Here is a 25,229-nt window from a genome sequence, read left to right as displayed (position 1 = left end):
GGTGCGGCCTAGCGGGGCCGGGCTGCGCAGGCGGCCGTGGAGCGAAGCGGTGCCGGGGCACGACCGGGTGCGACCGCTTCTCCCCCTCTCCTTCTTCCTCAAACCAGCATGCTGCGTCGCACAAACAACTTGCCTTTCAATCCTCCCGACGCGATCTTGTGCAGCGCAGCATCCGGCTTGCCGATGCTGCCTTTCTTGGACGTTTCCTCCCTAAACTCGGGCGGCACCCTCGGGCGCCGCCCTTCTTTTTGCCCGCAGGTCAGGCCGCGGCGGGGAATGCTTCTTCCTTGCCGGTCAGGGCCAGGGAGGTCTCGAGCTCGGCCATCTCGGCGCGCTTGGCGTCGAGGTCGGCCTGGAACTCGAAGCCCTCGCCGAGCCGCGCCTCGTAGGCGGGCAGCTGCCGCTGGGCCTCGGTCAGCGCCCGGCGGTACTCGGCCAACTCCGCCTCGAAGCGGCCGAGATCGTATTCCAGCCGCGACACCAGCCCCATGGCGGTGAGGTCGTCCTCCACCCGCACCTCGTGCTCGCCGCCGGCGCGGGTGAGCAGCAGGTGGACCTCCAGGTCGGCGCCCTGGCGGTAGCGGCGGGCCTCCAGCTTGAGCGGGAAGCCGCCGACCTGCCCGAGGTCCCAGTCACCCTTGCGGCCCTCGAACTGCACGGTGCGGATGAACTTCAGCAGCGCGGCGCCGGCCGGCTTGCGCTCGGCGAAGCTCCGGCCCTCCACCTCCATGCGGAAGTCGTCGGACCGGGTGGAGACGCGCCGCGCCAAGTCCGCCTCGGTGTCGGCGATGGCCTGGGTGGCCCGGCCGATGGTCGAGCGCGCTTCGGCCACCCGCCGCCGCACGGCGTGCTGGTCGTCGAAGTGCGCCGCGCGCAGGCGGTCCAGCCGCGCCAGCTCGGCCTCCAGCCCGGCCTTCTGCATCAGGCGAGGGTCGCCGGAGGCGATGGCCTTGGCCATGGCGAACTGGTTGGCCTGCGAACCGACGTCCTCCAGCCGGCGGATTGAGCGGTCGCCGCCCAGCGCCGCGGCGATGAAGCGCGCCTTGCGCTCGTTGTTCTGCCACATCTGGGCGTCCATCGAGCCCAGCGTGGCGTAGGCGTAGAGGCCGATCTCCTCGTTCTGGTTGCCCTGGCGCTCGATGCGCCCCTCGCGCTGCTCGATCTCGGAGGGAAGCCAGGGCACGTCGAGGTGGTGCAGGGCGGCCAGTCGGCGCTGGGCGTTCACGCCGGTCCCCATGGTGGCCGAGGAGCCCAGCAGGAAGTCCATCTGGCCGTTGTTCATGGCATTGAACAGCGACTGCTTGGCCTCGGACTTCTTGTAGTCCTGCATGAAGGCGATGCGCTCGGCCGGAACGCCGCGCGCGATCAGCCCCTCGCGGATCCAGCGGTAGGCGGAGAAGCCGCGCGTCGCCAGTGCTCCCTCGGTTCCCAGGTCCGAGAAGATCATCTGAGTGGCGCCGGGCACCGGGTGCGCTGAGCCGTCTGGCTTGCGGAAACGCCGGTCGCGGGTTTCGGACCAGATACGGAAGGCGTTGTCGATGAGCAGGTTGAGCTTGTTTTCGGGCTCGTTGTCCTGCTCGGGCACCACGAAGCGCAAGTCGATGGCGGCGTGCCGGCCGTCGGTGATGACGGACAGCAGGATGTCCTGTCCCTTCTCGGGCTTGCCCTTACGCTCCTCGATCGCCTTGATACGCGCCGCCAGGGTACGCTGGTAGGACTTGAAGGCCGGGCTCGCCGGGGCGGTGATGATCTGGCGCTTGCCGCCCGTGATGGTCGGCAGCTTCAGGTACTGCCGGAGGTCGTCCTTCAACACCACGTCCGCGACGGTGCGGAACATGGCGATCAGGTCGGCGACGTTGACGAACTCCGAGAAGCGCGTGACCGGCTTGTAGTTGCCCGACGGCTGAAGCTCCAGCTCGGTGCGGGTGTCGCCGAAGTTGGAGGCCCAGGCATCGAACTCCTGGATGCCGCGCTCCTCCAGCATCTCCGGCTGCATGAAGCGCTGCAGCGTGAACATTTCGCCCAGGGTGTTGGTGATGGGCGTGCCCGACGCCAGGATCAGCGCGCGGCCGGGATTGATGGTGCTGATGAAGCGCGACTTCACGAACAGGTCCCAGGCGCGCTGCGAGCCGTCCGGGGCGATGCCCTTCAGGCCGCCCATGTTGGTGGCGAAGCTCAGCTTGCGGAACTCCTGCGCCTCGTCGGCGATCACCTGATCAACGCCGATCTCGGCGATGGTCAGCATGTCGTCCTTCGTGCTGGACAGGCTTTCCAGCTTCTCCTGCATCCCCTCCTTCATGCGCTCGATGCGCTTGCGTGCGATGCGGTCGTCGCCGTCGAGCCGCTCCAGCAGGGCGGAGTAGGCGTCCAGCTGGGCCTGCACGAGGCCGCGCTCGAACTCGGCCGGGGTGGCGATGAACTTGAAGGCCGAGTGGGTGATGATGATGCAGTCCCAGTTGGCCGTCGCCGCGCGGGCCAGGAAGCGGCCGCGCTTGTCCTTGGTGAAGTTGGTCTCGTCGGCCACCAGGATGCGGGCACCCGGATAGAGCTGCAGGAACTCGCGCGAGGCCTGGGCCAGGCAGTGGCCCGGCACGGTCAGCATCGCCTTGCCGATCAGGCCGAGGCGCTTCTGTTCCATGATCGCCGCGGCGATGGTGAAGGTCTTCCCCGCCCCGACCGCGTGGGCAATGTAGGTCTGGCCCGAGGCGACGATGCGCCAGATGACGCGCTTCTGGTGGGCGCGCAGCTGGATCACCGAGGAGGCGCCGGGCAGCTGCAGGTGCTCGCCCGAGAAGTGCCGCGGCACGAGGCTGTTGAAGGCGTCGTTGTACAGGCGCACCAGCCGCTCGGCGCGGTCGCTGTCGGTCCACACCCACCGCTCGAAGGTGCCCTTGATCTTGGCCAGCTTGTCCTTGGCCGCCTCAGTCTCCTGGGCGTTGATCTGGCGGTGCTCGCCCTGCTCGTCGCGCCAGACGTCCCAGATCTGAGGAATTGATGCGTTGAGTGCATCATCGAGGAGTTCACCGGCGTGGCGGCGGTGCGTGCCCCATTCGGAGGTGGCCGAAGCCTCGCCCGCGAAGCGGTGGATCTCGATGCTCCAGTGCGCCACCTCCACGGTGTGCCGCACCATGGTCGTCACCCCCATCACCTCGCGGATGAAGTCGGCGATGTCGCTGGCCGGCAGCCACGGCGCGCCGAGGCGGGCGGTGATGTCGGAGGGCCGCAGATCCTCCGGCTGCACCCGCTCCAGGGCGGCCACGTTGCGGGCGTAGCGCTCGTCGAGCACTGCCGCGCCCTTGGCGGCGGCCAGCTTGCGGCGGACGTGGCCAGACAGGTACTCGTCGGCGGTCTGCCAGGCCTCGAAGCCCTCGGTGGTCAGGCCGGGGTCGAGGAACACGGTGTCGCCGAGCTCGGCCAGCACCGTGGCGCGGTCGCGGCCGATCAGCTCACCGATGCGGTCGAGATCCACCACGGCCCGCTCGGCCAGCGTCACCGCTAGGGCGTCGGCGGCCGACACGATCACCGGCTCGGCGGGAGCGTGGATCACCCGGTCGGTGAAGATCGGCCCCTTGGTCGCTTCGCCGGTCTCGAGGTCGTACTCCTCGATCGACGACACCAGCCAGCTGTCGGGGTCGTCCAGGAAGGGCTGCAGGTTCGGGCGGCGTACGCTCTCGCGCACCTCGCCCGTGGCCTCGTCGGTCGAGGTCGAGACATTGGTGAGGTTGATGGGGCCGAAGCTGCGCACGAAGGCACCGTAGGCGGCGCGCAGCCGCACCTGGGCGGCGCCGAAGGGCTCGTCACGCTCCTGGGCGCGGATCACCTCGCGCACGGCGTCGCGCACCGGGATCAGGCCGCGGATGATCCGCGCGTGCTTGGCGAACAGGCCGACCGTGCCCCTACCCGACTTCACCGCCACCTCCTCGGTGCGGCCGTCGACCACCTGCAGCAGGGTACCGTCGTCGCCCAGCAGGTAGGAGCCTTCCTTGACCGTGGCGCCCTCGGCGGCGGTGCCGACCAGCAGGGTCGGCTTGGCCGCCCGGACCGGCGCCGCGGCGGCGTGCGGGGGCTGGTGAATGCCCTCGGGCAGCCGGGCCACGGCCTCCATCAGGGTGGTGTCGAGGTCGCGGCCGTCGCGGGCGCAGTCGTAGGTCAAGCCGAACTGGCTGCTGGTCCAGCCGTGCCGCCCAAGCACCATCTCCGGGTGCGCTGCGAAGTAGGCGTTGACGTGGATCGCCGCCTCGCCGTCCTCGGCCGGGACCACCTCCTCCAGGTGGGCCCATTCCACTCCGTTGGCGGCGGCGCCGCGCTCGCGGCGCTGCAGGAACAGCACGTCCACCACCACGTCGGTGCCGGCGGCGGCGGCGAAGGCGCCGGCCGGCAGGCGAATGGCGCCCACCAGGTCGGCCATGGCGGCGATGTGCTCGCGCGCCGTGGGGTCCACCTTGTCCATGGTGCCGTGCGAGGTGACGAAGGCGGCGAGGCCGCCGGGCTTCAGGCGCTCCAGGGCGCGGGCGATGAAGTAGTCGTGCAGCTTGAGGCCGAGCTTGCCGGCCGCGTCGTCGGCCCGCACCGTGCGGTCGGAGAAGGGCGGGTTGCCGACGGCGAGGTCGAAGCTCTCGGCCAGCTTGGCGCGGGTGAAGTCCTCGTTGCGGATCCAGGCCTTGGGGTAGAGCAGCGCCGCGATACGGGCGGTGATCGGGTCCATCTCGATGCCGGTGACGGCGGAGCAGTCCTCGATTTCTTCGGGGCGCAGGGCCAGGAATTGCCCGGTGCCGCAGCTCGGCTCGAGGATGGAGCCGCGCTGGAAGCCCATGCGGGCCAGCCCGGCCCACACGCCGCGAACGATGTATTCCGGGGTGAAGTGGGCGTACTGGGTGCAGCGACTCAACGACGCCAGTTCCGCGGCCGACACGGCCTGCTCCAGCCCGTCGCCCTGCTCGGCCCAGCCCTCGCGCCACGCCTCGCCGGGGCGGCGGAACAGGGTGTTGGCGAGGTCGCCGGCGCCATAGCCGACGAAGCGGGCCAGCACGGCCTGCTCCTCGGCCGTCGCCGGCCGGGTCTCGCCCTCGATCCGCTGCAGCAGGCGGATGGCCGCTAGGTTGTCGGCCGCGCGGGCCTTCCAGCCGGCAGCGAGGCCGCGATCGCCGGCAAGGCGGAAGTCGCGGGCTACGACGCGCGGGATCGCCGGGGCAATCGGCGCCGCGGCCGCGTCGTCGTCGTCGTCGTCATCGTCCCCCTTCAGGGCGGGCAGCAGGCCGCCGCTGCTCCCTCCGAACAGCCCGAAGGGGGAGGTCAGCGCGGTGGTGTCGAACAGGCTCAGCTGGGCGGAAGCGGGGGCGGTCTTGGCCATGGCGCGGGGTTCCCGTGCGCGCACGCGCGAGCGCCCGGCGGCCCAATGGGGCGGCCGGGTGCGCGTGACGCGGTGCTGGTGGTGGGTGGGGACTCTGGTGGGGGCGACGCCCTCGGGGGCGCCGGTCGAGGTCAGGCCGGGTCGGGGATCATCCCCTTTCCCGATCCATCTTCTTCCTCGTGACCCCTCCACGCCGGCCGCCCGGTTCGGGGCGGGGCAAGGGCGCCGCGCAGCGGCGGGAGCGGAGCGACTTCACCCTTGCCGCGCCCCGGGCCGCGGTGGCAGCGGTTCTCCTCCTCTATCCCTTTTCAACCCTCCTCTCATGCCCTCATGAGGTCATGATCCGCAGCCCTCACGCGAACAGGTCTGACTGGACTCGGCGGCCGCCCTCGCGCATCGCCGCGAGCATCAGCCGGTAGGCCTCGGTCGCCTCGGATTGCCGGCGGCGCTTGAGCCCGGCCTTGCTGTCGTTGCCGTCCCAGACCGCGCGCCAGCCGGTGACGCCCTCGCTGGTTTCGCCGATCAGCACGAAGCGGGCCCGCCCCTTCACGGGCATTTCCACCTGGATGTGGTCACGCTCGTGTGCGGGATCGCCCAGCCGGGTGATCCGGGCCTTGAGGCCCTGCCCGGTCAGGGCGGCAAGCATGTTGGGGATGAGTGCGGATCGGCCCGCACCTCCGGCGGCGGCGGCACGCGGCGACGTCGCACGGCCGGGTCGGGATCGAAGTCCTGCGGTCGGGGCCGCGCGAAGCAGGACGGGTTGGCCACCGGATCGACCCAGAGGTCGGCCATGGTGGGCGGAGCGTTGGAGCGCCGCGCCCACTTCGCCTCGGCCAGCATCCAGGCCTGCTTGCCCGGGCCGAGCGCGATCCGCTCGGCGCAGGCCTCGAACTGCCGCTTGAGGCGGACCTGCATTTGCCACTCTGCCTCGGGCACGGCCGCGACCGCGCGGGCCAGGGTCTGCAGGCGGTGCTCGAAGTCGTCGCGCGTGACCGGCTCCCGGCCCGGCACGCGGGGGCCGTGCAGCAGCTCGCGGGCGTGCTCGCGGATCTCGTCGCGGGTCATCACCACCTGGATGGCGACGACGTCGGCGGCGAGGAGCGGTCCCTCCACCTTGCCGACCAGCGGCAGGCCGGGGCCGGTGCGGTGCAGGAAATGCTGCCGGGTGATCGGGTTGTAGATGCCCTCGATCACGCGCCCGTCGCGCAGCGTCAGGCGCAGGCGCGAGCGGTCCTCCTGCCCGTCGAGCGGATGCGGGCCCGGTTCCGGCAGAACGTCGGGCAACTCCTCCCAGGCCATCACGGCAGTAGCGCCAGTTGCACGGCCCGCGCCGGCACGGCTGGGCCAGTGGACGGAGCGGCCATCGCCACGGCCAAGAGATGCTTGGGCAGCCGGCACAGGAAGCTCTGCCCGACCGGGCGAAAGATCGGCCCGCGCCGCCCGGCGGGCGTCGGCACGACCTCGAACTCGATCGCGATCACCCTGCCTTTCTAGAAGCCGAGCGGCTCAGTGAGGTGCAGCCTCTGCCCCGGCCGGAAGCGCTGGGCCGCGGCGGCGGCCTCGCGGCGCTCGGCAACGGCCACGGCGACGCGCTCGCGCCAGTCGGCCGCGCTGCCCGGGTCCGGGATCTCCTCGACGGGGGAAAGCAGCGCCATGATGCGTGTGGGGCAGTCCACCTCGCACGGGCCGCTGCACTCGCTCATCGACTTGCGACCGAAGCCGTCCTTGGCGTTGTTGAACACCAGGATGACGGCCGCGAATGTGTAGGTCCGACCAGCGTGCTCGCCGGTTTTGTGGCGGTGACGAACGGCCATGTAGACGGCGCGGCCGAGCTGAGAGGCGGCCAGCACCTCGCTGCGGGCGGCATCGGTCTCGTTGGTATAGAGCCGGGTGAGATAGTCCGCCGGCGTTTCGTGGGCGAGCGGACGATCGGCAACGAGCCAGCCCATGGGGGCCTCCTCATGCGCGGGGTGGGAAGAAAAGGGGCAGCCGGGAAGGGGCTCAGCGCTCCGAGCGCAGGGCGATCAGCTTGGCCTCGACGCGCAGCGCGACCGCGGTGAGCGGGAAGTCAGTCCAGGCGACCGCCCGGTCGTGCAGCACCCGGCCGCGCCCGTCGCCGCAGGCGAGCGCGGCGGAGCGGTCGCGGGACACGCCCAATGTCCAGATTTGCACCGGCAGGCGGCGGACGGCCGGATCGGCTTGGGCCGTGCAAACCTGATCCAGCAGCCAGAAGCAGCCGGCCTCGTTGGCTAGGTGCATCACGCCCTTGGTGAGCCGCAGCGTCACCCCGGCGTAGTTGTGCCGCCCGGCGGGTTCGGCATCGCGATAGCCGGCGAGGTCCTGGCGCAGCCGCTCGGCGAAGGCGATCTGCAGGCCGATGCCGAGCCATTCCACGCGGTGCTCGTCGTCGCTGCCCTGCGGAATCGCGGGGGCATATCGGGAAAGGGTGTCGATGCTGGCGCTCACGGCCCGGCTCCTCGGTTCCGCCCCCTTCATTCCGGGGCTTCCCCTCCACGACCGCCGACACCCGCGCCGGGTGGGGCAAGGGCGCGCGCAGCGCGGGAGGCGAGAGCCGACGCAACCTTGCGGCACCCGGTCGGCGTGCGGCAGATCCGTCTCTCTCGTCCCTCCCCTCTCAGGTCGGCCCCACGGCCTCGCCGAAGGCACCCGCCGGGAGAGGCCACGCCGAGGGCAGGCCGAGGATCGGCAGGTCCCAGCTCTCGCCGAGGGCGAGCGCCACGAGATCGGGGCGGGCCAGGGCAGCCGGATAGGGTCGGCCGAGGTCGGCTAGGGCGCGGACCGAGCGGGCGCGCTGGATGGTGCGGCCGAACTTCTCCTCGTAGGCCGCGATGCGCTCGAACAGCGCCGGGGCGATCAGGCGGATGGTGGCCCACTGCGCCGCCGAGCCGAAGATGCAGGCCATGCAGGACAGGCGCGACCAGCCGAGTTCGTAGGCCGGGTGCGGCCGCACGCCGTGGAGCTGCAGGGCATCCCATACCCGACCCTCGTCCCAGCCGTGGACCGGGCGCCAGTGGTCGACGTGGCGCGGCCGGCGTGCGCCGCCGCGCGTGTCGGTGCGGTGCGGCTCGAAGGTGGCGTAGCGCGCCCGCGCCGCGCTCTCCTGCGCCCGCTCCCCGGTCACGACCAGGGTGCGGCGGCCGAGAAAGCGGTCCTGTCCGGCGATGGAAGCGGCGCCGACGCCGATCTTGAGGGCAGCCGAGCACCAGCGGACCGACAGGTCGGCCGAAGTCTGCGGGAACAGCAGCCGGGTGTTGCGCGGCCCCTTCCCTCCTGTCCTCATGAGGCCATGAGGTGTCTCAAACAGGATCGGCGCCGTCGGTGCATCCTGGCGCAGCATCTCGTGCTCGAAGCCGCCTTCGCCAGGACCGGAGCAGCGGCAGGCCGAAGGCTGCAGCCTGGGCGGCAACGTAGGCGCTGGTCACCGGCCAGTCCATGAATGCTGCGCCGCGGCCGTCCACCTCATGGTGGTGCAGCTCGATGCGCGCCGGATCCACACCGCGCTCCAGAAGGTCGAGCAGGCACGCCGTGGCGTCTTTGCCGCCGGAGGTGAACAGCACGAGGTGGTCGTAGGAGCGCAGGTCGGGCGCGTCCCCGACCTCGCGCGTCAGCACGACGGCGCTCACGCCTCCTCGGCGGGCGCGTCGCGCCGCGCCTCCTCGGCCGCGACGCGGGCGTGCTCGGGGTGGAAGCCGAGCAGGTAGTCGGCCATGCGCTGCGCCTCGGCCGCTGCGCGGAAGATCTCGCGCTTATCCTGCTTGAGGGTGCGCAGCCAGGACGCCACGTAGCTGGCGTGGTTGGGGATGTCGCAGGGCAGGCCCAGCTCGGCGCCGACGAACACCGATGTCAGTTCCGCCCTCAACTCCTCCTGGGCGTAAGCATGGCTGCCGAAGCGGCCGGTCAAGTCGCGGTCCAGGCGATGCCTAGCGCCGGAGGCGTGCGCCAGCTCGTGCAGGCCGGTGGCACAGTAGCCTTCCGGCGTGGCGAAAGCCGCGCGCGGCGGCATCTGGATGTGGTCGGTGGACGGGCAGTAGTAGGCGCGGTCGCCGCCCTCGCGGAACACCACGCCGCTGTTGCGCAGGATGGTCTCGGCCGCCTCGGGCGTGCGCCAGGACGCTTCCTCAACGGAAGGCGCCTCGAAGGCGGGGATGCCGTCCACCTGGGAGGCGTGGAACACGGTGTAGGCGCGCAGCACCGGCACGGTGCGGGTGCCGCCCTCCCCCTCCCCGCCGGCATCAGGCGCAGCGTCGCCGTCGCGCAGGGTCAGCTTGCGGAAGAAGAACACGCGCGAGCCGCGCTCGCCGCGGCGGACCTGCCAGCCCTTGCCCTCGGCCTGCTTGTAGGTGAGCCAGCGGGGATCGCCGCCGGCGAAGCCCATCCCGGTCATGCCGAGCAGCAGCACGTTGATGCCATGATAGCGCCGACCGGTGACGGCGTTGCGCAGCGACAGCGGCCCGGCGGCGGCCTTGTCCTGGTCCCAGGGGCGGCGCCACGGCACCGTAGCGGCTTCGAGGGCCGCGACCACCTGGTCGGTGATCTCGGCGTAGTGGTCGCGGGGAGCCGGGCGCTCGGACGACTGGCGGCGGGACTGGGCCATCGGTGTTCCCTTTCATTTTCTCGGAACACCCTCCCGCCCCCGCGTCCGGGGTGGCCGGGGCAAGGGCGCGCGGAGCGCGGGAGCGCAGCGACGAACCCTTGCGGCGGCCACCCTGGTGCGGGACGGCCCTTCCCTCTCCCCTTCATCCTGCCTGCGTCAGCTCCTCTTCCTCCTCCGCCCTCTCTGCTGTGGCCCCCTCGGCCTCCCAGTCGAACACCGGGAAGCCGTCGAGGCTCGCGGCGTCGCTGTCGAACAGGAGGTACTCACAGCCGTGCCGACGCGCTTCCTCGAACAGGGCCCACAGCGTGTCGGAGATCTGCGGACGCTCCTCGCAGGCGAAGACGAACCAGCCGTAGGGCGTGCTGGCGCAGAGCAGCTCGCCGGCATCGTGACCGGCGCAGGCTTCGAGGAGGGCTCGGTCCTGGTTCGCAAGATGGGCGTTGGACAGGTCGAGGAAGTGGCGGATGGCATTCATCGGGTGGTTCCTCACCGGCTCGCGTGGTCGGCCATGACGGCGGGACGAGATGGAGCAGGGAGCCGCACAGGCAGCGCGTGCAGCCTGTCCCAGGTCAGCGCCCCGCAGGCGCTCATGCGACCGCTGCGCAGCGCGATGTGGGCACGCGTGTAGTGCGAGCGGTGGAAGCCGCCCTGCGGCGGCAGGCGGCAGCGCTCCCCCTCCAGGGCGCCGCAGGTGGGACAAGCGACGGCGATCGTCGGATCGGTGTCGAAGGTCGCGCTGCAGCGGGTGCAGGCGATCGGCTCGCCCGCGTTGGCCGCGGGGATGCGGGTGAACAGGTCCGGCCCAGGGCGGGCAGCAAGGCGGCGGATTTCCATGGCGGTGTTCCTTTCCGAACACCTCCCGGGCGGCCGTCGCCCCGCGCCGCCGGGGCAGGGGCGCCGCGCAGCGGCGGGCCGTCAGGCCCTCGCCCTTGCGGCGGGGGACGGGGTGCGGCACCTCTCCCCCTCTCACCTCTGTTCCTCCTCTCGCCTTCTCATGCTGCGAGCGCGGCCGCACCCGAAACCGGCGGACTGACCAGCTTGCGGTAGGTGGCGTCCTCGCCGACGTCCTCGCGCAGGAAAGCGTGGTGGGCGAAGGTTCCAGCCTTCTCGGCGTCGTAGAAGCCCCGCGGCTTACGCTGGCCCTTGGCCATGCTGACGAAGATATCGAAGCTGGCGTCAGGGTTGGCGGCCAGCACGTCGCGGCCGAACTCGGCCACGGCGCGGGTGATTCCGCCCAGGCCCTCGACGGCGAGACGGCGCTGCGGCGAGCCGCCGCCGATGCACAGCCCGATCTGCGTCGAAATGCACCCGCCCTCGCGCACGCGGCGGCCGGGGTAGGCGGAGAGAGTGATGCTGGTGGTGGCCACGGGGTGGTCCCTTTCTAAGTGGATGTGTTCGCCGGGGCCGGTCCATCCTGCCTCGACCCCTCCGCCGCGGCCGGACGCGGGTCGGCGGGGCAAGGGCGCGGCGCAGCCGCGGGCCGTCAGGCCTCCCCTTGCGGCGCCGGGCCGCCGTGCGGCACGGCTCTCTCACCGCTTTCCTCGCTCTCGCCGATCGGGCTCGTCTCCTGCATCTCCCTGGCATGGTCGGCCTCAGCCTCCAGGCGGCGCATGATCGTGTGGCGCAGGGCGGCATCGGCCTCGTCGCGCAGAACGCGCTCAAGCAGCGCGGCCGTCGCGCGGCAGGACAGCTCCAGCCCATCGTCGGGGCCGAAGCGCTCGGCCATTTGGAAGCTCAGGGCGCCCAGGGCCTCGGCGGCGCGGGCTAGGTCGAGCAGATCGGCCGCGCTCCACGGGATCGGCGGCCGGCTCATGCCGCGGCATCCAGGGTCAGCGGCATGATGGTCGGCGGCACGGGCAGCCGGTGAAGCGCACGGCGGGGCTTCAGCGTCCGGCTCCAGCGGAGCTTGTCGATCAGCGGGGCACGGTCGGTGCGCGCCCGCGTGGGGCTGTTCCACGACCGGCCGCGAACGTGGGCTTCCTTGATCCAGCCCGCAGCGCGGAGGCTGCCGCCCTCCTCATCGGCCCGGGTGTAGGTGACGATGCGCTCGAAGCCGCGTGCCTCGGCCTCTCTCGCTGCCCAGCCGTACAGCTGCGAGCAGGCGTTCCAGGCCAGGGCGCGCGGAACGTCGCGGCGGATGCACAGCCGGTTCACCTCGACCGTGCCTCGGCCCATCAGGCCGCGGGCGACCGGGTTGCCGACCATCACCACGCCCAGCAGCGTGGCGCCGTTAGTGATGGCGGCCCCGTAGCGCCAAGCGGTCGGGGCGGCGTTGTGGGCGTGGTGACGCCGCACGAAGTTGGCGGCGCGAGTGAAGCTCACCGGCCGGATCTCCAGCTTCCAGTCCAGCAGCAACTGGCCGCAGCCGGTGTCGGCCACCCGGCGCAGGCCGTGGCCGAGCAGGACCTCGGCACCGAGGTGGCGCAGCAGACCGCGCGCCCAGGCCGGGTCATCGGCCATGCCGGCGCAGACCTCCTCATAGGAGGCGTGGCAGCAGGTCTCCAGCTGGAAAGCGTGGTCGGACCACGCCTCCGCCAGCTCCAGCACGGCAGCTTCGCCGCACCAGGAGCAGATCGCGGCGGCCCTCTCGGGCGCCTCGCAAGCGAGGACCACGGCTCAGGCTGCCCGACGGCCAAGCCGCTCGGCGCAGCGGAGGTGCAGCTCCCGCGCGACCGCCCCGAGATCGCGGATCATCTCACCGAGGTTCGGCGCCTCGGCCGTGAGGCGGATGCGGTGGTTCTCCTCGAAGAAGCTGCCGTGCTCACGCACCTCCAGCAGCACCGTGCCATCGACCCGCAGCACGCGGGCCAGCCGGGCGAGGATCTGGCCGAGATCCTCGGTGCGCCCCTCCTGCTCGACCAGCCGCGCCATGGCGCGCTGCAGGGCGGCGAGCGGCTTGCCGAAGCGGGCGAGATCGCTCGTGGTGAACACCTCGCCGTTCTCCGGCATGTAGCCGTAGCGCAGCGCGTAGGGCGCGGTCTGCCGGTCATCAACCTGACAGGTGAAGCGAAAGTTCTCGTGCAGGATCGGGCGCGCCCCGTCCTCGTGCCACATCAGCGGCCGCAGCTCGCCGTAGCGGCACGGCATCGTGCCGTCGCGCGTGTACATCACCAGGGCGTCGACGTGGGCGTAGGCAGCGTCACGGGTGGCCTGCGCGAGGTAGGGACGCAGGACGAGCAGCCGGGGCAACCGTGCCGGAATGGACATGTGGGTTCCTTTCGGACCGGGATGAAGAGGGCAGTCGGGAGGGCGCGGGGCGCCCATCAGGATTCCGGATCGAGCACCGGAAGAAGCGGCGGCAGCGGCTGCGTCAGCAGCTTGCGGGCCCGGCCGCGCCAGCCAGCGAACCATTCCACCAGGTCAGCACCCGACACCGGCTCGTCCTCGTCGAAGGCCCCGGCCTCGAAGGCCAGAGCCTCGTCCAGCAGGCGCTTCATGCCGGGAGCGCGGGCGAGCAGCGCGACGTAAGCCTCGGTCTCGCCGATGCCGCGGTCGGCGCCGCCGTGGACGATGGCGACCTCGACAACCGGGAAGCAATCGGCGCGGGACAGGGCGAAGCCATCCGCCATGTCGTCCTGCAGCGCCCGGACGGTGAGATGGCCGTCAATATCGGGCAGGATGACGGGGCTCACCGGCGGGCCTCCCGGTGGGCGGGCACCGTGACGGTGGAAGCGTGCTGCGCCAGGAAGCCCGGCAGCACAGCGCCGCCGAGCAGGATGGCAACGATGAAGATCAGGCCGACGGCGGCTTCGATGTCCTGCCTACGGCCCCTACGCCTGGCAACGCGCTCTGCGAGATCCATGGATCCCATTCCTTCTGCTGAGTCTTCTTCTCGAAGACCCAGCCCGCCGGCCGCCCCGACCGGAGCGAGGCCAGGGCGCCGCGTAGCGGCGGGAGGCGCAAGCCGACGAACCCTTGCCGCGCTTCGGGAGAGGGTGGCAGGGCCTCCTGCCACTCTGCCCCCCTCCCCTCCCCTTTCTTCTCAATCCTTTCTTCGACGCCCCTCAGCGCCCTTGCACGGGACGCCTGAGCAGTGCCTCGACGCGGGCGAAGAAGCCCGGAGGTGGCCCTGGCCGCCACGACCGCTCTCCGGGCTCGGCGGCAGGAACGTCTGCGAACGCCCGCAGGAACTCGTCACGACATGGCACGGTATGCGGGGGCACGTCCTTGAGACGCCCGAGGATCTCGCGGATGGTCCAGGGGCGTTCACGGCCCTCGGGTAGCAGGGCCGTGACCATGTCCCTCGCCAGATTCAGATGCACCCACCGTGGATCGTCCATCGCCGGCCCGATAACAGACAGGATGTTGAGTTGCTTGCCGAGCCAGCGGATCAGCTGGCCGCCCATCTCCGCATACTCCGGCAGAGGACAGGGCCGCTGGAAGTCCGGATCGAGGCCGAGGTCGGCACACAGGGTCCGGTACTCCGGGGTGTCCCAACTGTATTCTCTCAAATCCAGGAAGCGTGCCAGGAGCGGATGGGCGTGCGCCAGATCCTGGATCTTGTTCTCCACCCTGTCCGTCCAGCCCATGAGGATGGGGGAATGGTGCCCCACGGCCTGACGAAGATAGGCGACCGCGACGTCCCCCTCCCGGCGGCAGAAGAACCAGGCCACGCGACCGCCCCAGGCGGAGAAGAACCTGTCCGCGGCCTGACGGTCCATCTCCCGGTCCAGGCTCTGCACGAACTCGGCCGCCGCGAGGGCCGGCTCGACGTTGCTGCGGGGCAGAAGCACAGGATCGCTCCATCGCTCGGTCTCGGCCTGCCAGTCCGCAACCCAGACCATATGGGGTACGGCGTTCGAGGAGCGGTAGCGCTCGAGGCGCTGGATGAAGGAGGCTGCGGTGTGCATCGCTGGTTTCCTGTGGGGATGTAATCGAGCAGCGGCCTGCAGGCCGGGCTGCTATGCCGTCGGCCGGGCCCGCAGGCCGGCGAGCATCTCGTTGAGGGCGTCCATGCCGGCTTGGCGCGGCGAGGCCCGCGTCTGTCGCCGTACCTCAGGGCGCAGCCAGCCCTCGTGGCGGTTGTCGGCCGGGATGTCGTCGAGGAAGGGCGAGGGATCGACGTAGCCGCGGCGGAACTCGGCGTAGCTGACGGCTACCCGCTCCTTGCCCCGGGTCAGTGCCACGTAGGCGAGGCGCCGCTCCTCGGAAGCCTCGCCGTACTGGCTCGGGAACACAGTGGTGTTCCACGCCGGCAGGAAGACGTGGGCAAACTCCAGCCCCTTGGCCCGGTGCAGGGTGAGCAGCTGCACCCGCCCCTCGGTGTCCTCGCCCGGGGCGGCGCTGGCCAGGGCGGCATGTTCCAGCAGCTCGGCCGCCGAGTGGAAGCTGCCGGCCAGCAGCACCAGCTCGGCCAGGTTCTCCAGCCGCCCCTCCACGGTCTCGGCCCGGCTGTCGCGCAGCCACTGGCGGTAGCCGGTGCGGTCGAGCAGCATGGACAGGCGGTCGGCGACCGTGGCTCCTGCATCGGCCGCGACCGAGCGTACGGCGTCCGCAAAGGCTCCGGCCGCCCCCCTGACCTTGGGCGGCAGTTCGGCGGTATGGGAGGCGCCGAGCAGCGAGGAACCCCGCCACTCGGCATCGCGCTCCAGCAGGTCGAGCGCCTTCGGGCCAATGCCGCGCGGCGGGCTGTTGCAGACGCGGCGGAACGCCTCGTCGGACTGGCAGTCGTCCGGGCAGGTGGCGAGGCGCAGCAGTGCCAGGGCATCCTTCACCTCGGCGCGCTGGTAGAAACCGACATCGCCCACGAGCACGTAGGGCACCTTGGCCCGCAGCAGCTCCTCCTCGATGCCGCGCGACAGGTGGTTGGCGCGGTACAGCACGGCGATGTCCTGCCAGCGCACGCCCTCGGCGCCGCGCTTGCGGATCTCGGCGGCGATGCCGATGGCCTCGGCCTCGTCGTTGCGGAACCTGACCACCTCAATCGGCTGGCCCTGCTCACGGGTCGGACGAAGCGTTTTGCCCAACCGCGTCTCGTCGCGCGCGATCACCGCGTTGGCCGCGGCGAGGATATGGCCGGTGGAGCGGAAGTTCTCCTCCAGCTTGACCAGGGCGGCGCCGCGGAAGTCGCGCGTGAAGCGACGGATGTACTCGATATCCGCGCCGCGCCACCCGAACACCGCCTGGTCATCGTCACCCACGGCGAAGATCTCGCCATGGTCCTTGGCCATCAGCCGGAGCCAGCGGTACTGGGACGCGTTCACGTCCTGGTACTCGTCGGCCAGCAGGCAGGAGAAGCGACCGGCGAAGCGTAGCCGGCGCTCCTCGTCCCTTCCCATGGCGACGGTGGGCCAGAGCAGCAGGTCGCCGAAGTCGGCAGCGTTGGCCTCGCGCAGCCGGCGCTGGTACTCCGGGTAGATGCGGGCTGCGGCGCGCAGCCCGGAGGCGTCGGCCAGCGGATTGGACGCGAGCATGGCCTCGGCCCGGATAGTCGCCTCGCCCGGGGTGATGAGGTTGTCCTTGAAGCGGCTGATGTGGCCGGAGACCGCCTTCACCGGGTCCTTGCCCATGCTGTCATCGTCACAGGCCTCGGCGCCCATGGCCTTCATGGTGCGCTTGAGCAGGCGCTTGCTGTCGTCGGCGTCTAGCACGTCGAAGCCTTCGCGCAGCCCGGCCATCTCCGGCTCCTGCCGCAGCTGGCGGGCGCCGAGGCCGTGGAAGGTGCCGATCCAGGACGGTGCCGCCTGCCCACCTATCAGGGCGACGATGCGCTCGCGCATCTCGCCGGCCGCCTTGTTGGTGAAGGTCACGGCAAGGATGCGCTGCGCCGGGATGCCGCGCTCGGCGATGCGCAGGGCGACACCGGCGGTCAGGGTCTTGGTCTTGCCGGTTCCGGCCCCCGCCAGTACCAGCACCGGCCCGTGCATCCCGGCGGCCTCGCCCTGCGAGCGGGTCAGCCCGGCGACCAAGCGGGCGCGGTTGAGAGAATCAGAATTGTCAGATGCGGTCGGCATGGCAGTTCCATCCGTGACAGACGATCAGAGCGGCGTCCGGACCGTCGTCGTGGTCGAGGCTGAGCAGGGTGAAGGCGTCGTCCAGCAGCCAGCGGCCGTCCTGGTCGCGCTCGCCCGCAACCACCACACCGCGGTAGTGGTCGCAGCCGTTGTCGGCCTCGACCAGCACCGGCTGGTCGATCGCGGCATCGCCGGTGGGCGGCACAACACACCGGGCCTGCAGCTTCGGGGGCAGCCGGAGGAAGGCGGCGTGCAGCGCGCGCGCGAGCACGTTTGCCTCCAGGCTGGGAGCCGTGGCGGTGCTCTCGGTGGTGAAGCTCATGCCCCCCTCCCCTTTGTCAGGACGTCGTTCCAGTCGTTCAGCCCGCCAGGTGGCAGCAGCCGCTCGCAGCGCACGCCCGCCGCGGCGGCGCGCTCGGCCAGGAAGGCGGAGTAGCGCTCACCCGGCGGGTCGTTGTCGGTGGCCGTGACCAGCAAGGCACCCGGTAGGGGAGTCATCTGCGCCAGCAGCAGATCCAGGGCGCGAACCGACCCCGGCCCCATGCCCCCCGTAGTGGCGACGTACAGGGTGTCGCCCTGCAAGCGCTCGACAGCGGCGAGGCTGAGGGCGTCGATCGGCGCCTCGGCCACGGCCAGCCGGCGCGGCTGCACCGCACGCAAGGGGATCCAGCCGGGCATCCGGAACAGGGTCTTGTCCCCGCCCTTGGCGAAGCCGCGAAACTCCGGTCCCCGCATGTCAAAGCCGGTGAGCGCCCCCGCCTCGTCGCGGTGCGCGAACCACGCGGTGCCGTAGCCGCCCTCCCGTATGGCGTCGGCCGCCGTGGCGGCGCGCAGCACCGGGCTGGGCAACCGGCGGACCTCGGCAAGATAGCGCCAAGCCCGCGAGCCCGGTCTCAGCGGTTTCGCCGCCGCCCAACGCTCGGCAGCCGGAGCGCTCCCCTCCCCGCGCGAACGCGCCCGTTCATGCTCGGGGAAGCTGGGCTGCAGGCCGACCATCTCGCGCAGCAGTTTGCGGGCGTGGCCGAAGTTCAGGTCCGGGCGCAGGTGCTGCACCAGCCCGAACACGTCGCCCTTCGCGGTGCTACCAGCATCCCACCAGCCGTGGCCGCCGTGGTTGACGATGATGATCTCGCCCTGGCCGCGCCGGTACTTCAGGCAGTCCCGGGTGCTCTCGGCCTTGTCCAGCCTCCACGGCGGCGGCATGCGTTCCAGCAGCGCGGCGCAGTTCACGCCTTCCCGCAGCCGCTGCAGCTCCTCGTCCTGACCACTCATCCATCGGAATCCTTCTCCTGGATTCCACCCGCCGACCGCGAGGCGGGCGCGGGACAAGGGCGCGGCCGGGGCCTGCCCCGGCCCGGGAGCGCAGCGACGCACCCTTGTCGCGCGTCAGCCGCTAGCGGTAGCGGCTTCCCCCCTCCCCTCCTGCTTCCCATGCCTCTTGGCTCCCTGAGCGCGTCCGGCTCAGGTTCGCGGGCAGTGGCGCGAACGGGAAAAAGATGTCGCCTCTAATTTCGAGTAGGTCGGGCATGCTCGCTGCGCCCGTCCGTAGACCCCCAGAGGCGGTGTTGAGGCTGTGGCAGGTTGATGCGACAGGCAGTCGGGGTAGGCGGCCATTGACGGGCCGCACAAACAATAACTGCCACCTAGCTAATGCGCCGACGGAACTTCATGAGGTCATGAGATAATTTTATCATGGCCTCATGAGGCGTGGAGGTCATTTGATGCGCAGCGAGTGACCATGGTTCTCCAGCCAGAGATCAAGCGCTTCCCGGGCTAGTTGACTGAGCGTCATTCGACGTCGTTTGGCGATGATACTCAGCTCTACATGGCTATCCTCGGACAACGCGACTTGGACCATGGACTTGCCTTGTCGCCAGTCATTAGGCTCGCGTGCCGGAGGGCGACGGCGGCCCGCGAGCGGCGGAGTGGCCTCATCACCTCCTACTTTTCCAGCACCTACTTCTTTGGTGGGGGGCGTAGCGGCTGGACGTTGCCCACGGTTTCTCGCGAGGCGTTCCGCTAAGCCGTCCTGCTGTGCCAACCCTTCGGCCGCGATGTCTAGGTCTGCGAGGGGTGTTGCCCGTCTAGCCATTCGCTATGCCGCCCTACCAGTTTTGGACGTCTTGATGTCCAACGCCTTCTTCAGCCACTGCCAAACGATGCGGATCTCTTTGGCAGCACTCTGTCCTGGTTCGAACTCTGTCACTCCCTGACCGTTTTCAAGCGCGAGACGGTAGTCTGCTCGGTGGGTGTACGGCACGGGGACCACCTTCCCGCCAGCTCTGTCGATGGCTGCGGTCGCATCGCTGCGGCGGCGAGTAGCACCAGCGTTCCAATCAATCAGCAGAACGTAGTGAGGCTTGTTGTCGGCACGGAGCCGGCTGAGCGTCGGACCGAGGGTCGAGAGTTCAAGGTCAGTCGGGTGACAAGGGATAAGGATTAGGTCTGCTGAGGCGATGGCCGCCATAATAGCATTATTGTCTCGCCCTGCGGTGTCGAGAAACACAAGGTCCGCACCAGCTTGCTCAAGCTCGTTTAAGCGGTCTTCGACATCGATCGGAACGCATGTTTCGGCGAGAGGACGCGGTGATAGCCCCTGCTTCTTTCGCAACCGCGCCCAGCGACCAACCGATGCCTGCGGGTCGAGATCAAGGACCGCCACCTCAAATCCGTCCTCTACGGCCGCACATGAAAGGTTCAAAGCCGCCGTCGATTTACCCATGCCCCCTTTGTCGGAGGTCACCGCGATTACCCTCATAACCTCATGTCCCTCTGACCTCTACATCTCATGATTCTTATACCTCATGAGGTGATGAGGCAATGGATTTTGGGGGTTGATCTGCATGGCATGCCGAGGCGTTAGCACATGATCTCCTTTACTCATGAGGTCATGGAATCATGCGTTCCAGTGGGCCGGGCTCGCTTCGGCGTGTTGCTTCCAGACTAGTCTTCCAAGCCAAGCCGTGGGGTACGCTTTTGCGAAGATCACCGAGCCTTCTCACTCCCAAGCTCATGACCTCATGATGTAGCTCTGCGATCATCTTAAGCGGCGTCACAAACCAAGCTGGATCTCACCACGGTTCAGTGGGGGCATGATTTCAACTTCTCATGGCCTCATGTTTTAATGACTTCATGAAATGGCCGACGCTCTGAGTTCGTCTATCGGAAGTCGCGGCTGCTCGGCATGAGCCTTTGAGGTCCCGCCGAACCTGGATCAGGGCGCCTTACCTCATCAGCATGCCCGATGGCACGCTCGCTCCATCCTTCATGTCGAGATCCCTGCATCAGTCCTTGTAGAAGGTCGGAGCGGTCCTCAAGCTTGCGGCAGATCAGATGGGTGATCGGCACCTCGGCCCGCTCAGCCTCGCGTTCCACCCTGGCGTCGACCACCAGCAGCCGGGCGCCGATCAGCGCGGCTCGGTCACGGATGCCGACATCGGTATAGACGACGAGGTTGGCCGTACCGTGCTCGTCCTCGACCGTGACAAAGACGATCCCCTTGGCCGTGCCGGGTCGCTGCCGCATCAGCACCATGCCCGCCAGTTTGATCCGCTGCCCGGCGCGCATGCCCTCGAGGTCGCGGGTGTCGTGGCAGCCGAGCGCGTGCAGCTGTGGGCGCAGCAGGGCGAGCGGATGCTGGCGTAGGGTCAGCCCGGTCGCGGTGTAGTCCAGCACCACCGACTGCCCGTCCGCCTCAGCCGGCAGGGCAGGGGAGGCTTCCCGCAGGAGGGGAGGGTCGCCCGCCGCCGCGGCCTGTGCAGCCAGCCGGAGCAGGGGAGGGGTGTCGTTCTCCACCCCCTTGGCGTCCCACATCGCCGCCCGGCGATCGAGGCCCATGCCGGCAAAGCCGTCCGCCTCGGCCAGCGCCTCGATCGCCTTGCGTCCCACCCCGGCCCGCCGGACCACCTCGTCCACCGAGGCGTAGGGCGAACCGTTGCCCGTCCGCCGGGCCTCGGCCACCCGCCTGCCGTCCTCGGCCGAAAGGCCAGCGGCCATGCGCAGCCCGAGCCGCAGGGCAAGGCCCTCGGCGCTGCCCGCCTCCGGCTCCAGGGTACAGTCCCAGCGGCTCTCGTTGATGTCCAGCCGTCGCACCACCACCCGGTGCTGCTGCGCATCGCGCACGATCTGCGCCGGGGCGTAGAAGCCCATCGGCTGGCTGTTCAGTAGCGCGGCCGCGAACACTGCCGGGTGGTGGCACTTCACCCAGGCCGAGGCGTAGGCCAGGTGCGCGAAGCTGGCGGCGTGGCTCTCGGGAAAGCCGTAAGAGCCAAAGCCCTCGATCTGCTTGAACACGCGCTCGGCCAGCTCGGGGTCATAGCCGCGGCGCACCATGCCGCCGACCAGCTTGTCCCGGTACACCGCCACACCCTGCGTGTACTTGAAGGTGGCCATAGCGCGGCGCAGCTGGTCAGCCTCACCGGGCGAAAAGCCGGCAGCGACGATGGCCACCCGCATCGCCTGCTCCTGGAACAGCGGCACGCCCAAAGTGCGGCCGAGAACCTGTTTCAGTTCGTCCTTCGGGCCGTGCTCCGGGGCAGGGGAGGGGTAGACCGGTTCCTCGTCGCCCCAGCGGCGGCGTAGGTAGGGGTGGACCATGTCGCCCTGGATCGGACCTGGCCTGACAAGGGCCACCTGCACCACCAGGTCGTAGAACCTCGATGGCCGCAAACGCGGCAGCATGTTCATCTGCGCCCGGCTCTCGACCTGGAACACGCCCAGCGAGTCGGCCCGGCGCAGCATGGCGTAGGTCTGGTCGCAGTCGCGCGGCACATCGGCGAGGTCGAGGTCGGCGATGCGGTGCCGACGCAGCAGATCGAAGCCGCGCCGCAGGCAGCTCAGCATCCCTAGCGCCAGGATGTCGACCTTGAGCAGGCCGAGCGCCTCGACGTCGTTCTTGTCCCATTCCAGCACCGTGCGCCCGTCCATGGCAGCGTTACCGACCACGGCCATCTCGATCAGCGGCCCGCGCGACATGACGAAGCCGCCGACGTGGGTGGCGAGGTGGCGAGGGAAGTCCTGGATCTCCTCGGCCAGCTCCAGCGCAAGGCCGAGACGGCGATCGGAGAGGTCGAGGCCTTCCGCCGCGGCGATCTCGGCCAAGCTATCGTCCCGCCCCGGGCCCCAGCTGGCCTTGGCCAATCGCCCGGTGACGTCCTCCGACAGTCCGAGCGCCTTGCCCACCTCGCGCACTGCCGAGCGGCCGCGAAAGCGGATCACGGTACCGACGATGGCCGCGCGATCGCGGCCGTAGCGGCGATAGATGAACTGGATCACCTCCTCGCGGCGCTCATGCTCGAAGTCGACGTCAATATCCGGCGGCTCGGCCCGCTCCACCGACAGGAAGCGCTCGAACAGCAGGTCATGCTTGGAGGGGTCTACCGCGGTGATGCCGAGCACGTAGCAGACGGAGGAGTTGGCGGCGGAGCCGCGCCCCTGGCACAGGATGTCCTGATCGCGGGCGAAGCGCACCACCTCATCCACCGTCAGAAAGTAGGGCGCGTAGTCCAGCCGCTCGATCAGCTGCAGCTCGTGCGCGATGCGGCCCTGGATGTCCGGCGGAGTACCGCGCGGGAAGCGGCGGGCGCAGGCTTCGGCGACGCGGCCCTCCAACGTCTGCTGCGGCGTGCGGCCGGGCTCCATGATCTCGTCGGGGTACTCGTGGCGCAGCTGGTTCAGGGAGAAGCCCCGGCAGGTCTCGAGCACGCGCAGCGTGTTGCCCAGGGCGGCCGGGGCGCGACGGAACAGCCGGGCCATCTCGGCTGGGTCTTTGAGGTGCCGCTCGGCGTTGGGCTCGGCCAGCGGCCCGAGCCGGTCCACCGGCCGGCCAAGACGGATCGCCGTCAGCACGTCGGCCAAGCGGCGGCGCGAAGCGACATGGTAGCGCACGTCGTTGGTGGCCAGGAGATCGACCCGGGCAAAGGCAGTCATCTCGGCCAGCGCCTCCAGCCGATCCTCGTCGATGTCGTCGAAGCGGATCGTCGCCGTGCAGAGCAGCGGCAGCGCCAGCCGATCCCGGAGGGCTGGGGCGTCGGCCAGGAGGCGGTCGGCGAAGGCGGCGTCCGGGCGGACGGGGGAAACAGCGGCCATGCACCAGCCCTCGGCATGCCCGATCATTTCGTCGCGGGTGAGCGCGCACTCGCCTTTGGGTGAGCGCATGCGGCCGAGAGACAGCAGCCGGGTCAGGCGGCCGAATGAGGCCCGGTCGGTCGGCCACACCAGGTACTCGGCGCCGTCCTCCAGCCGCAGGCGGCAGCCCACGGCGTAGGGGATGCCGGCCTCCCTGGCGGCGACGTGGCCGCGCACGGCGCCGGCCAGGCTGTTGGTGTCGCAGATGCCCACCCCGGCGTGTCCGAGTACGGACGCCGCGACCACCAGCTCGCCGGGATGCGAGGCACCATCTAGCAGAGTGAAGTTAGAGCGGCAGCCGAGTTCCGCGTAGGCCGAAACCATGCTGCCTCACGCCATCACGCCGTGGAGGAACCAGCGGGCCGGGGCAGAAGGGCGGTCGATGCCGAGCCGGCACACCCACAGCCGGCTGCCCTCCTCGGTCTCAACCCGGAAGTAATCGCGCCGCGGGCGGTCGTGCTTGTCGCCCCACCATTCCGGCTCCAGCCGCTCAGGCCCGGCGGCGTGCCGGACGCGGTGGACCTGCCCATCCAGGCGTAAGCGCGCAGGGGGGCCGTCCGGCACCTCCGCCACGACGGCGAGCTCCTTGGGCTGCGGCAGCAGGCGCACCGGGCGCCGCCGTTCCTCCCAGCCGTCCGTTATTTCGGGGACGGCATAGGGATCAACCGGAGCAAAGCTGTCCTCGGGCCAGTGACTACCAGTTGGTGCCGCCCGCCACAGTACGGCGTGCTGGCTTAGGCGGTCGATCAGCTTGGACAGCATCCGCTCTTGCTCTCCAGCTTGGCCAGCACCGCCCAGGCCACTCAGCTGCCGCGCTCCAAGAGCGTTTGTCTCAGTGGCGCGCAGAATCATGCGCTCGAAGCCGAGGTCGGGTTCCAGGGTGCCGAGCGGCTCGGCGAATAGCCGGCGCAGATGGGCGGCGTCACGTGAAGGGCTACCGACGCCGATGGCCACCTCCTGCACGTCGCTATCGACGCGGAAAGCGAGCAGGCTAAGACGGCGTGCGCCGCGGCCGGCCTCCTCGAGCACCGCACACAGCTCGTCCAGCAGCGCATCTACGGCACGGTCGATTGCTGGACGGGTGACGATTGGCTCCAGAAAGGAGCGGATCGCCAGCAGGGCAACGGGCGGCTGTACCAGCGTCAGCGGCCGCGCCCGCGCTCCCGAGGCGAAGTCCAGCGCATCAAGCAGCGGCCGACCGAAGCGGCGCGTGAGCGGCGCTCGCGGCTGGCGCAGCACATCGCCCAGAGTCAGCAGGCCAAGCCGGGCAAGGCCGCTCGCGATCTCGCCCGGCAACCGCAGCGTCGTGACCGGCAGCGCACCAATCGCCGCCAGATCACCACCGACGGGCACCACGACGCCGTTGTGCCCGGCTCGGACCAGGGCGGCTGCGGCGTCGGCATTGCCGGCCATCCCGACTCGCGCTCGGTAACTAGCTCGGCGAAAGCAGCTCTCCACCTCGGCCAGTATCGACAGCTCACCGCCGAACAGGTCGGTGCAGCCGGTGACGTCGAGGATCAACCCGTCCGGGGCATCCAATGCCACGATCGGCGTAAAGCGCAGCGCCCAGTGCCCAAGCCTTTGCAGCAGCTCCGCCTCTCCTGCTGGCTCGGCGGGCCGCAACACAAGATCGGGCAGCATGGCTTGGGCATCGGCCAGGGCTTGTCCGGCGTGCAGGTGCGGGGCGTCGACGCAGATCAGCGTCCGCCGGTTGCCCACGGCCTGCCACGTCGCGATCGCCTGGCCCGCGAGGCTCGGCTCACGGCGCCGAAGTGCGTCCACCGCCAGCCAGGGCAGATGCACGGCGACGAAGCGGCGGGCAGTGCCCGAGTCACCCCGCACTGTGGGGACGCCCCCTCGTAGGTTTGCGCATCAGCACGAAGCCGGCCCGCTCCAGATGCTGGGTCAGGTGCTGCGCCGCTAACCCGGCGACCATCTCTCCGCCATGCGGCCGTGGCCGTCCTCGCTCGTCGTAGCGCAGGGCGTAGGACAGCGCTTCGGCCACCTCCTCCGGACGAGCGGGGGTCAGGGAGTTCTCGTTGGATTCGTTCGGAAAGTGGTCGGCCATGCCGCCACCCTATCGGGCGAATCGCGAACAAAACAAGAACTGATTCCCAGGTCGCGTGCTGGCAAAGCCGCGAGAGCAGGCTCCATGACTCGCGGAATGCCTGCGCCGTAAGGCTTT

At 70.1% G+C, this 25,229-nt stretch carries 25 protein-coding genes; all 25 read right to left on the bottom strand.

From position 1 onward, the window contains the following. Positions 1-259 precede the first annotated feature (259 nt). A complete protein-coding gene (locus D9599_RS15470) occupies positions 260-5,350 on the bottom strand; it encodes an N-6 DNA methylase (protein ID WP_198382183.1) in 5,091 nt (1,696 codons plus the stop codon). Between the two features lie 352 nt (positions 5,351-5,702). After that, on the bottom strand, positions 5,703-5,996 hold the full coding sequence (locus D9599_RS15465; protein WP_198382182.1) for a hypothetical protein: 294 nt from the start codon (positions 5,994-5,996) through the stop codon (positions 5,703-5,705). Further along, entirely contained in the window at positions 5,981-6,652 is a 672-nt protein-coding gene (locus D9599_RS15460; RefSeq protein ID WP_198382181.1) for a hypothetical protein, read from the bottom strand. The genes D9599_RS15465 and D9599_RS15460 overlap by 16 nt, the downstream gene beginning before the upstream one ends. Continuing rightward, positions 6,649-6,831: a hypothetical protein gene (locus D9599_RS15455; protein WP_198382180.1), complete on the bottom strand. Its 183-nt coding sequence runs from the start codon at positions 6,829-6,831 to the stop codon at positions 6,649-6,651. The genes D9599_RS15460 and D9599_RS15455 overlap by 4 nt, the downstream gene beginning before the upstream one ends. Before the next feature lie 9 nt (positions 6,832-6,840). Next, on the bottom strand, positions 6,841-7,299 hold the full coding sequence (locus tag D9599_RS15450) for a hypothetical protein (RefSeq protein WP_198382179.1): 459 nt from the start codon (positions 7,297-7,299) through the stop codon (positions 6,841-6,843). A 52-nt stretch (positions 7,300-7,351) separates the two neighbouring features. Then, the gene (locus tag D9599_RS15445; protein WP_198382178.1) at positions 7,352-7,816 is read right to left on the bottom strand and encodes a DUF6876 family protein; all 465 of its coding nucleotides are present in this window, start codon (positions 7,814-7,816) and stop codon (positions 7,352-7,354) included. A gap of 169 nt (positions 7,817-7,985) precedes the next feature. Next, positions 7,986-8,708: a phosphoadenosine phosphosulfate reductase family protein gene (locus tag D9599_RS15440; RefSeq protein WP_232480548.1), complete on the bottom strand. Its 723-nt coding sequence runs from the start codon at positions 8,706-8,708 to the stop codon at positions 7,986-7,988. Beyond that, complete coding sequence (locus D9599_RS31380; protein ID WP_232480547.1) at positions 8,668-8,994, bottom strand: hypothetical protein; 327 nt, start codon at positions 8,992-8,994, stop codon at positions 8,668-8,670. The genes D9599_RS15440 and D9599_RS31380 overlap by 41 nt, the downstream gene beginning before the upstream one ends. Continuing rightward, the gene (locus tag D9599_RS15435) at positions 8,991-9,965 is read right to left on the bottom strand and encodes an ArdC family protein (RefSeq protein ID WP_198382177.1); all 975 of its coding nucleotides are present in this window, start codon (positions 9,963-9,965) and stop codon (positions 8,991-8,993) included. Before D9599_RS15435 ends, D9599_RS31380 begins: the two co-directional genes overlap by 4 nt. A 142-nt stretch (positions 9,966-10,107) precedes the next feature. Then, positions 10,108-10,440 (bottom strand): hypothetical protein, encoded by a 333-nt coding sequence (locus D9599_RS15430; RefSeq protein WP_198382176.1) that lies wholly within the window; start codon positions 10,438-10,440, stop codon positions 10,108-10,110. 11 nt (positions 10,441-10,451) lie between these two features. Beyond that, positions 10,452-10,799, bottom strand: coding sequence for a hypothetical protein (locus D9599_RS15425; protein WP_198382175.1), 348 nt, complete (start codon positions 10,797-10,799; stop codon positions 10,452-10,454). A gap of 158 nt (positions 10,800-10,957) precedes the next feature. Next, on the bottom strand, positions 10,958-11,332 hold the full coding sequence (locus tag D9599_RS15420; RefSeq protein WP_198382174.1) for a hypothetical protein: 375 nt from the start codon (positions 11,330-11,332) through the stop codon (positions 10,958-10,960). A 116-nt stretch (positions 11,333-11,448) separates the two neighbouring features. Then, positions 11,449-11,778, bottom strand: coding sequence for a hypothetical protein (locus D9599_RS15415; protein ID WP_198382173.1), 330 nt, complete (start codon positions 11,776-11,778; stop codon positions 11,449-11,451). Next, a complete protein-coding gene (locus tag D9599_RS15410; RefSeq protein WP_198382172.1) occupies positions 11,775-12,578 on the bottom strand; it encodes an XF1762 family protein in 804 nt (267 codons plus the stop codon). The genes D9599_RS15415 and D9599_RS15410 overlap by 4 nt, the downstream gene beginning before the upstream one ends. 3 nt (positions 12,579-12,581) lie before the next feature. Next, positions 12,582-13,172, bottom strand: coding sequence for a hypothetical protein (locus D9599_RS15405; protein WP_198382171.1), 591 nt, complete (start codon positions 13,170-13,172; stop codon positions 12,582-12,584). Positions 13,173-13,228: 56 nt separating this feature from the next. Further along, on the bottom strand, positions 13,229-13,597 hold the full coding sequence (locus D9599_RS15400) for a hypothetical protein (protein ID WP_198382170.1): 369 nt from the start codon (positions 13,595-13,597) through the stop codon (positions 13,229-13,231). After that, positions 13,594-13,767, bottom strand: a complete 174-nt coding sequence (locus tag D9599_RS15395) for a hypothetical protein (RefSeq protein ID WP_198382169.1) — start codon at positions 13,765-13,767, stop codon at positions 13,594-13,596. Before D9599_RS15395 ends, D9599_RS15400 begins: the two co-directional genes overlap by 4 nt. A 202-nt stretch (positions 13,768-13,969) precedes the next feature. Beyond that, positions 13,970-14,815 (bottom strand): hypothetical protein, encoded by an 846-nt coding sequence (locus D9599_RS15390; protein WP_198382168.1) that lies wholly within the window; start codon positions 14,813-14,815, stop codon positions 13,970-13,972. 51 nt (positions 14,816-14,866) lie between these two features. Continuing rightward, a complete protein-coding gene (locus D9599_RS15385; RefSeq protein WP_198382167.1) occupies positions 14,867-16,918 on the bottom strand; it encodes an ATP-dependent helicase in 2,052 nt (683 codons plus the stop codon). Beyond that, on the bottom strand, positions 16,902-17,240 hold the full coding sequence (locus tag D9599_RS15380; protein ID WP_198382166.1) for a hypothetical protein: 339 nt from the start codon (positions 17,238-17,240) through the stop codon (positions 16,902-16,904). The genes D9599_RS15385 and D9599_RS15380 overlap by 17 nt, the downstream gene beginning before the upstream one ends. Next, on the bottom strand, positions 17,237-18,190 hold the full coding sequence (locus D9599_RS15375) for a DUF3991 and TOPRIM domain-containing protein (protein ID WP_232480546.1): 954 nt from the start codon (positions 18,188-18,190) through the stop codon (positions 17,237-17,239). The genes D9599_RS15380 and D9599_RS15375 overlap by 4 nt, the downstream gene beginning before the upstream one ends. 823 nt (positions 18,191-19,013) lie before the next feature. Then, positions 19,014-19,676, bottom strand: coding sequence for a ParA family protein (locus tag D9599_RS15370; RefSeq protein WP_255531586.1), 663 nt, complete (start codon positions 19,674-19,676; stop codon positions 19,014-19,016). A gap of 401 nt (positions 19,677-20,077) precedes the next feature. Further along, the gene (locus D9599_RS15365) at positions 20,078-23,368 is read right to left on the bottom strand and encodes an error-prone DNA polymerase (protein WP_198382164.1); all 3,291 of its coding nucleotides are present in this window, start codon (positions 23,366-23,368) and stop codon (positions 20,078-20,080) included. 6 nt (positions 23,369-23,374) lie between these two features. After that, positions 23,375-24,886, bottom strand: coding sequence for a DNA polymerase Y family protein (locus D9599_RS15360; RefSeq protein ID WP_198382163.1), 1,512 nt, complete (start codon positions 24,884-24,886; stop codon positions 23,375-23,377). Beyond that, entirely contained in the window at positions 24,876-25,112 is a 237-nt protein-coding gene (locus D9599_RS15355) for a hypothetical protein (RefSeq protein ID WP_140883778.1), read from the bottom strand. Before D9599_RS15355 ends, D9599_RS15360 begins: the two co-directional genes overlap by 11 nt. Between the last annotated feature and the right edge of the window lie 117 nt (positions 25,113-25,229).

Origin of the sequence: Roseomonas sp. KE2513 (assembly GCF_016107305.1) — a bacterium.
Lineage (GTDB): Bacteria > Pseudomonadota > Alphaproteobacteria > Acetobacterales > Acetobacteraceae > Roseomonas.
The sequence above is the reverse complement of the archived record's forward strand: the minus strand, read 5'-3'. Positions and strand labels throughout refer to the sequence as shown.

Coding starts and splice junctions, on each gene's coding strand:
- D9599_RS15470 (WP_198382183.1), bottom strand. CDS start 5,350: ATGGCCAAGACCGCCCCCGCTTCCGCCCAGCTGAGCCTGTTCGACACC.
- D9599_RS15465 (WP_198382182.1), bottom strand. CDS start 5,996: ATGCTTGCCGCCCTGACCGGGCAGGGCCTCAAGGCCCGGATCACCCGG.
- D9599_RS15450 (WP_198382179.1), bottom strand. CDS start 7,299: ATGGGCTGGCTCGTTGCCGATCGTCCGCTCGCCCACGAAACGCCGGCG.
- D9599_RS15440 (WP_232480548.1), bottom strand. CDS start 8,708: ATGCTGCGCCAGGATGCACCGACGGCGCCGATCCTGTTTGAGACACCT.
- D9599_RS15435 (WP_198382177.1), bottom strand. CDS start 9,965: ATGGCCCAGTCCCGCCGCCAGTCGTCCGAGCGCCCGGCTCCCCGCGAC.
- D9599_RS15430 (WP_198382176.1), bottom strand. CDS start 10,440: ATGAATGCCATCCGCCACTTCCTCGACCTGTCCAACGCCCATCTTGCG.
- D9599_RS15425 (WP_198382175.1), bottom strand. CDS start 10,799: ATGGAAATCCGCCGCCTTGCTGCCCGCCCTGGGCCGGACCTGTTCACC.
- D9599_RS15415 (WP_198382173.1), bottom strand. CDS start 11,778: ATGAGCCGGCCGCCGATCCCGTGGAGCGCGGCCGATCTGCTCGACCTA.
- D9599_RS15405 (WP_198382171.1), bottom strand. CDS start 13,172: ATGTCCATTCCGGCACGGTTGCCCCGGCTGCTCGTCCTGCGTCCCTAC.
- D9599_RS15395 (WP_198382169.1), bottom strand. CDS start 13,767: ATGGATCTCGCAGAGCGCGTTGCCAGGCGTAGGGGCCGTAGGCAGGAC.
- D9599_RS15390 (WP_198382168.1), bottom strand. CDS start 14,815: ATGCACACCGCAGCCTCCTTCATCCAGCGCCTCGAGCGCTACCGCTCC.
- D9599_RS15385 (WP_198382167.1), bottom strand. CDS start 16,918: ATGCCGACCGCATCTGACAATTCTGATTCTCTCAACCGCGCCCGCTTG.
- D9599_RS15380 (WP_198382166.1), bottom strand. CDS start 17,240: ATGAGCTTCACCACCGAGAGCACCGCCACGGCTCCCAGCCTGGAGGCA.
- D9599_RS15375 (WP_232480546.1), bottom strand. CDS start 18,190: ATGAGTGGTCAGGACGAGGAGCTGCAGCGGCTGCGGGAAGGCGTGAAC.
- D9599_RS15370 (WP_255531586.1), bottom strand. CDS start 19,676: ATGAGGGTAATCGCGGTGACCTCCGACAAAGGGGGCATGGGTAAATCG.
- D9599_RS15365 (WP_198382164.1), bottom strand. CDS start 23,368: ATGGTTTCGGCCTACGCGGAACTCGGCTGCCGCTCTAACTTCACTCTG.
- D9599_RS15355 (WP_140883778.1), bottom strand. CDS start 25,112: ATGGCCGACCACTTTCCGAACGAATCCAACGAGAACTCCCTGACCCCC.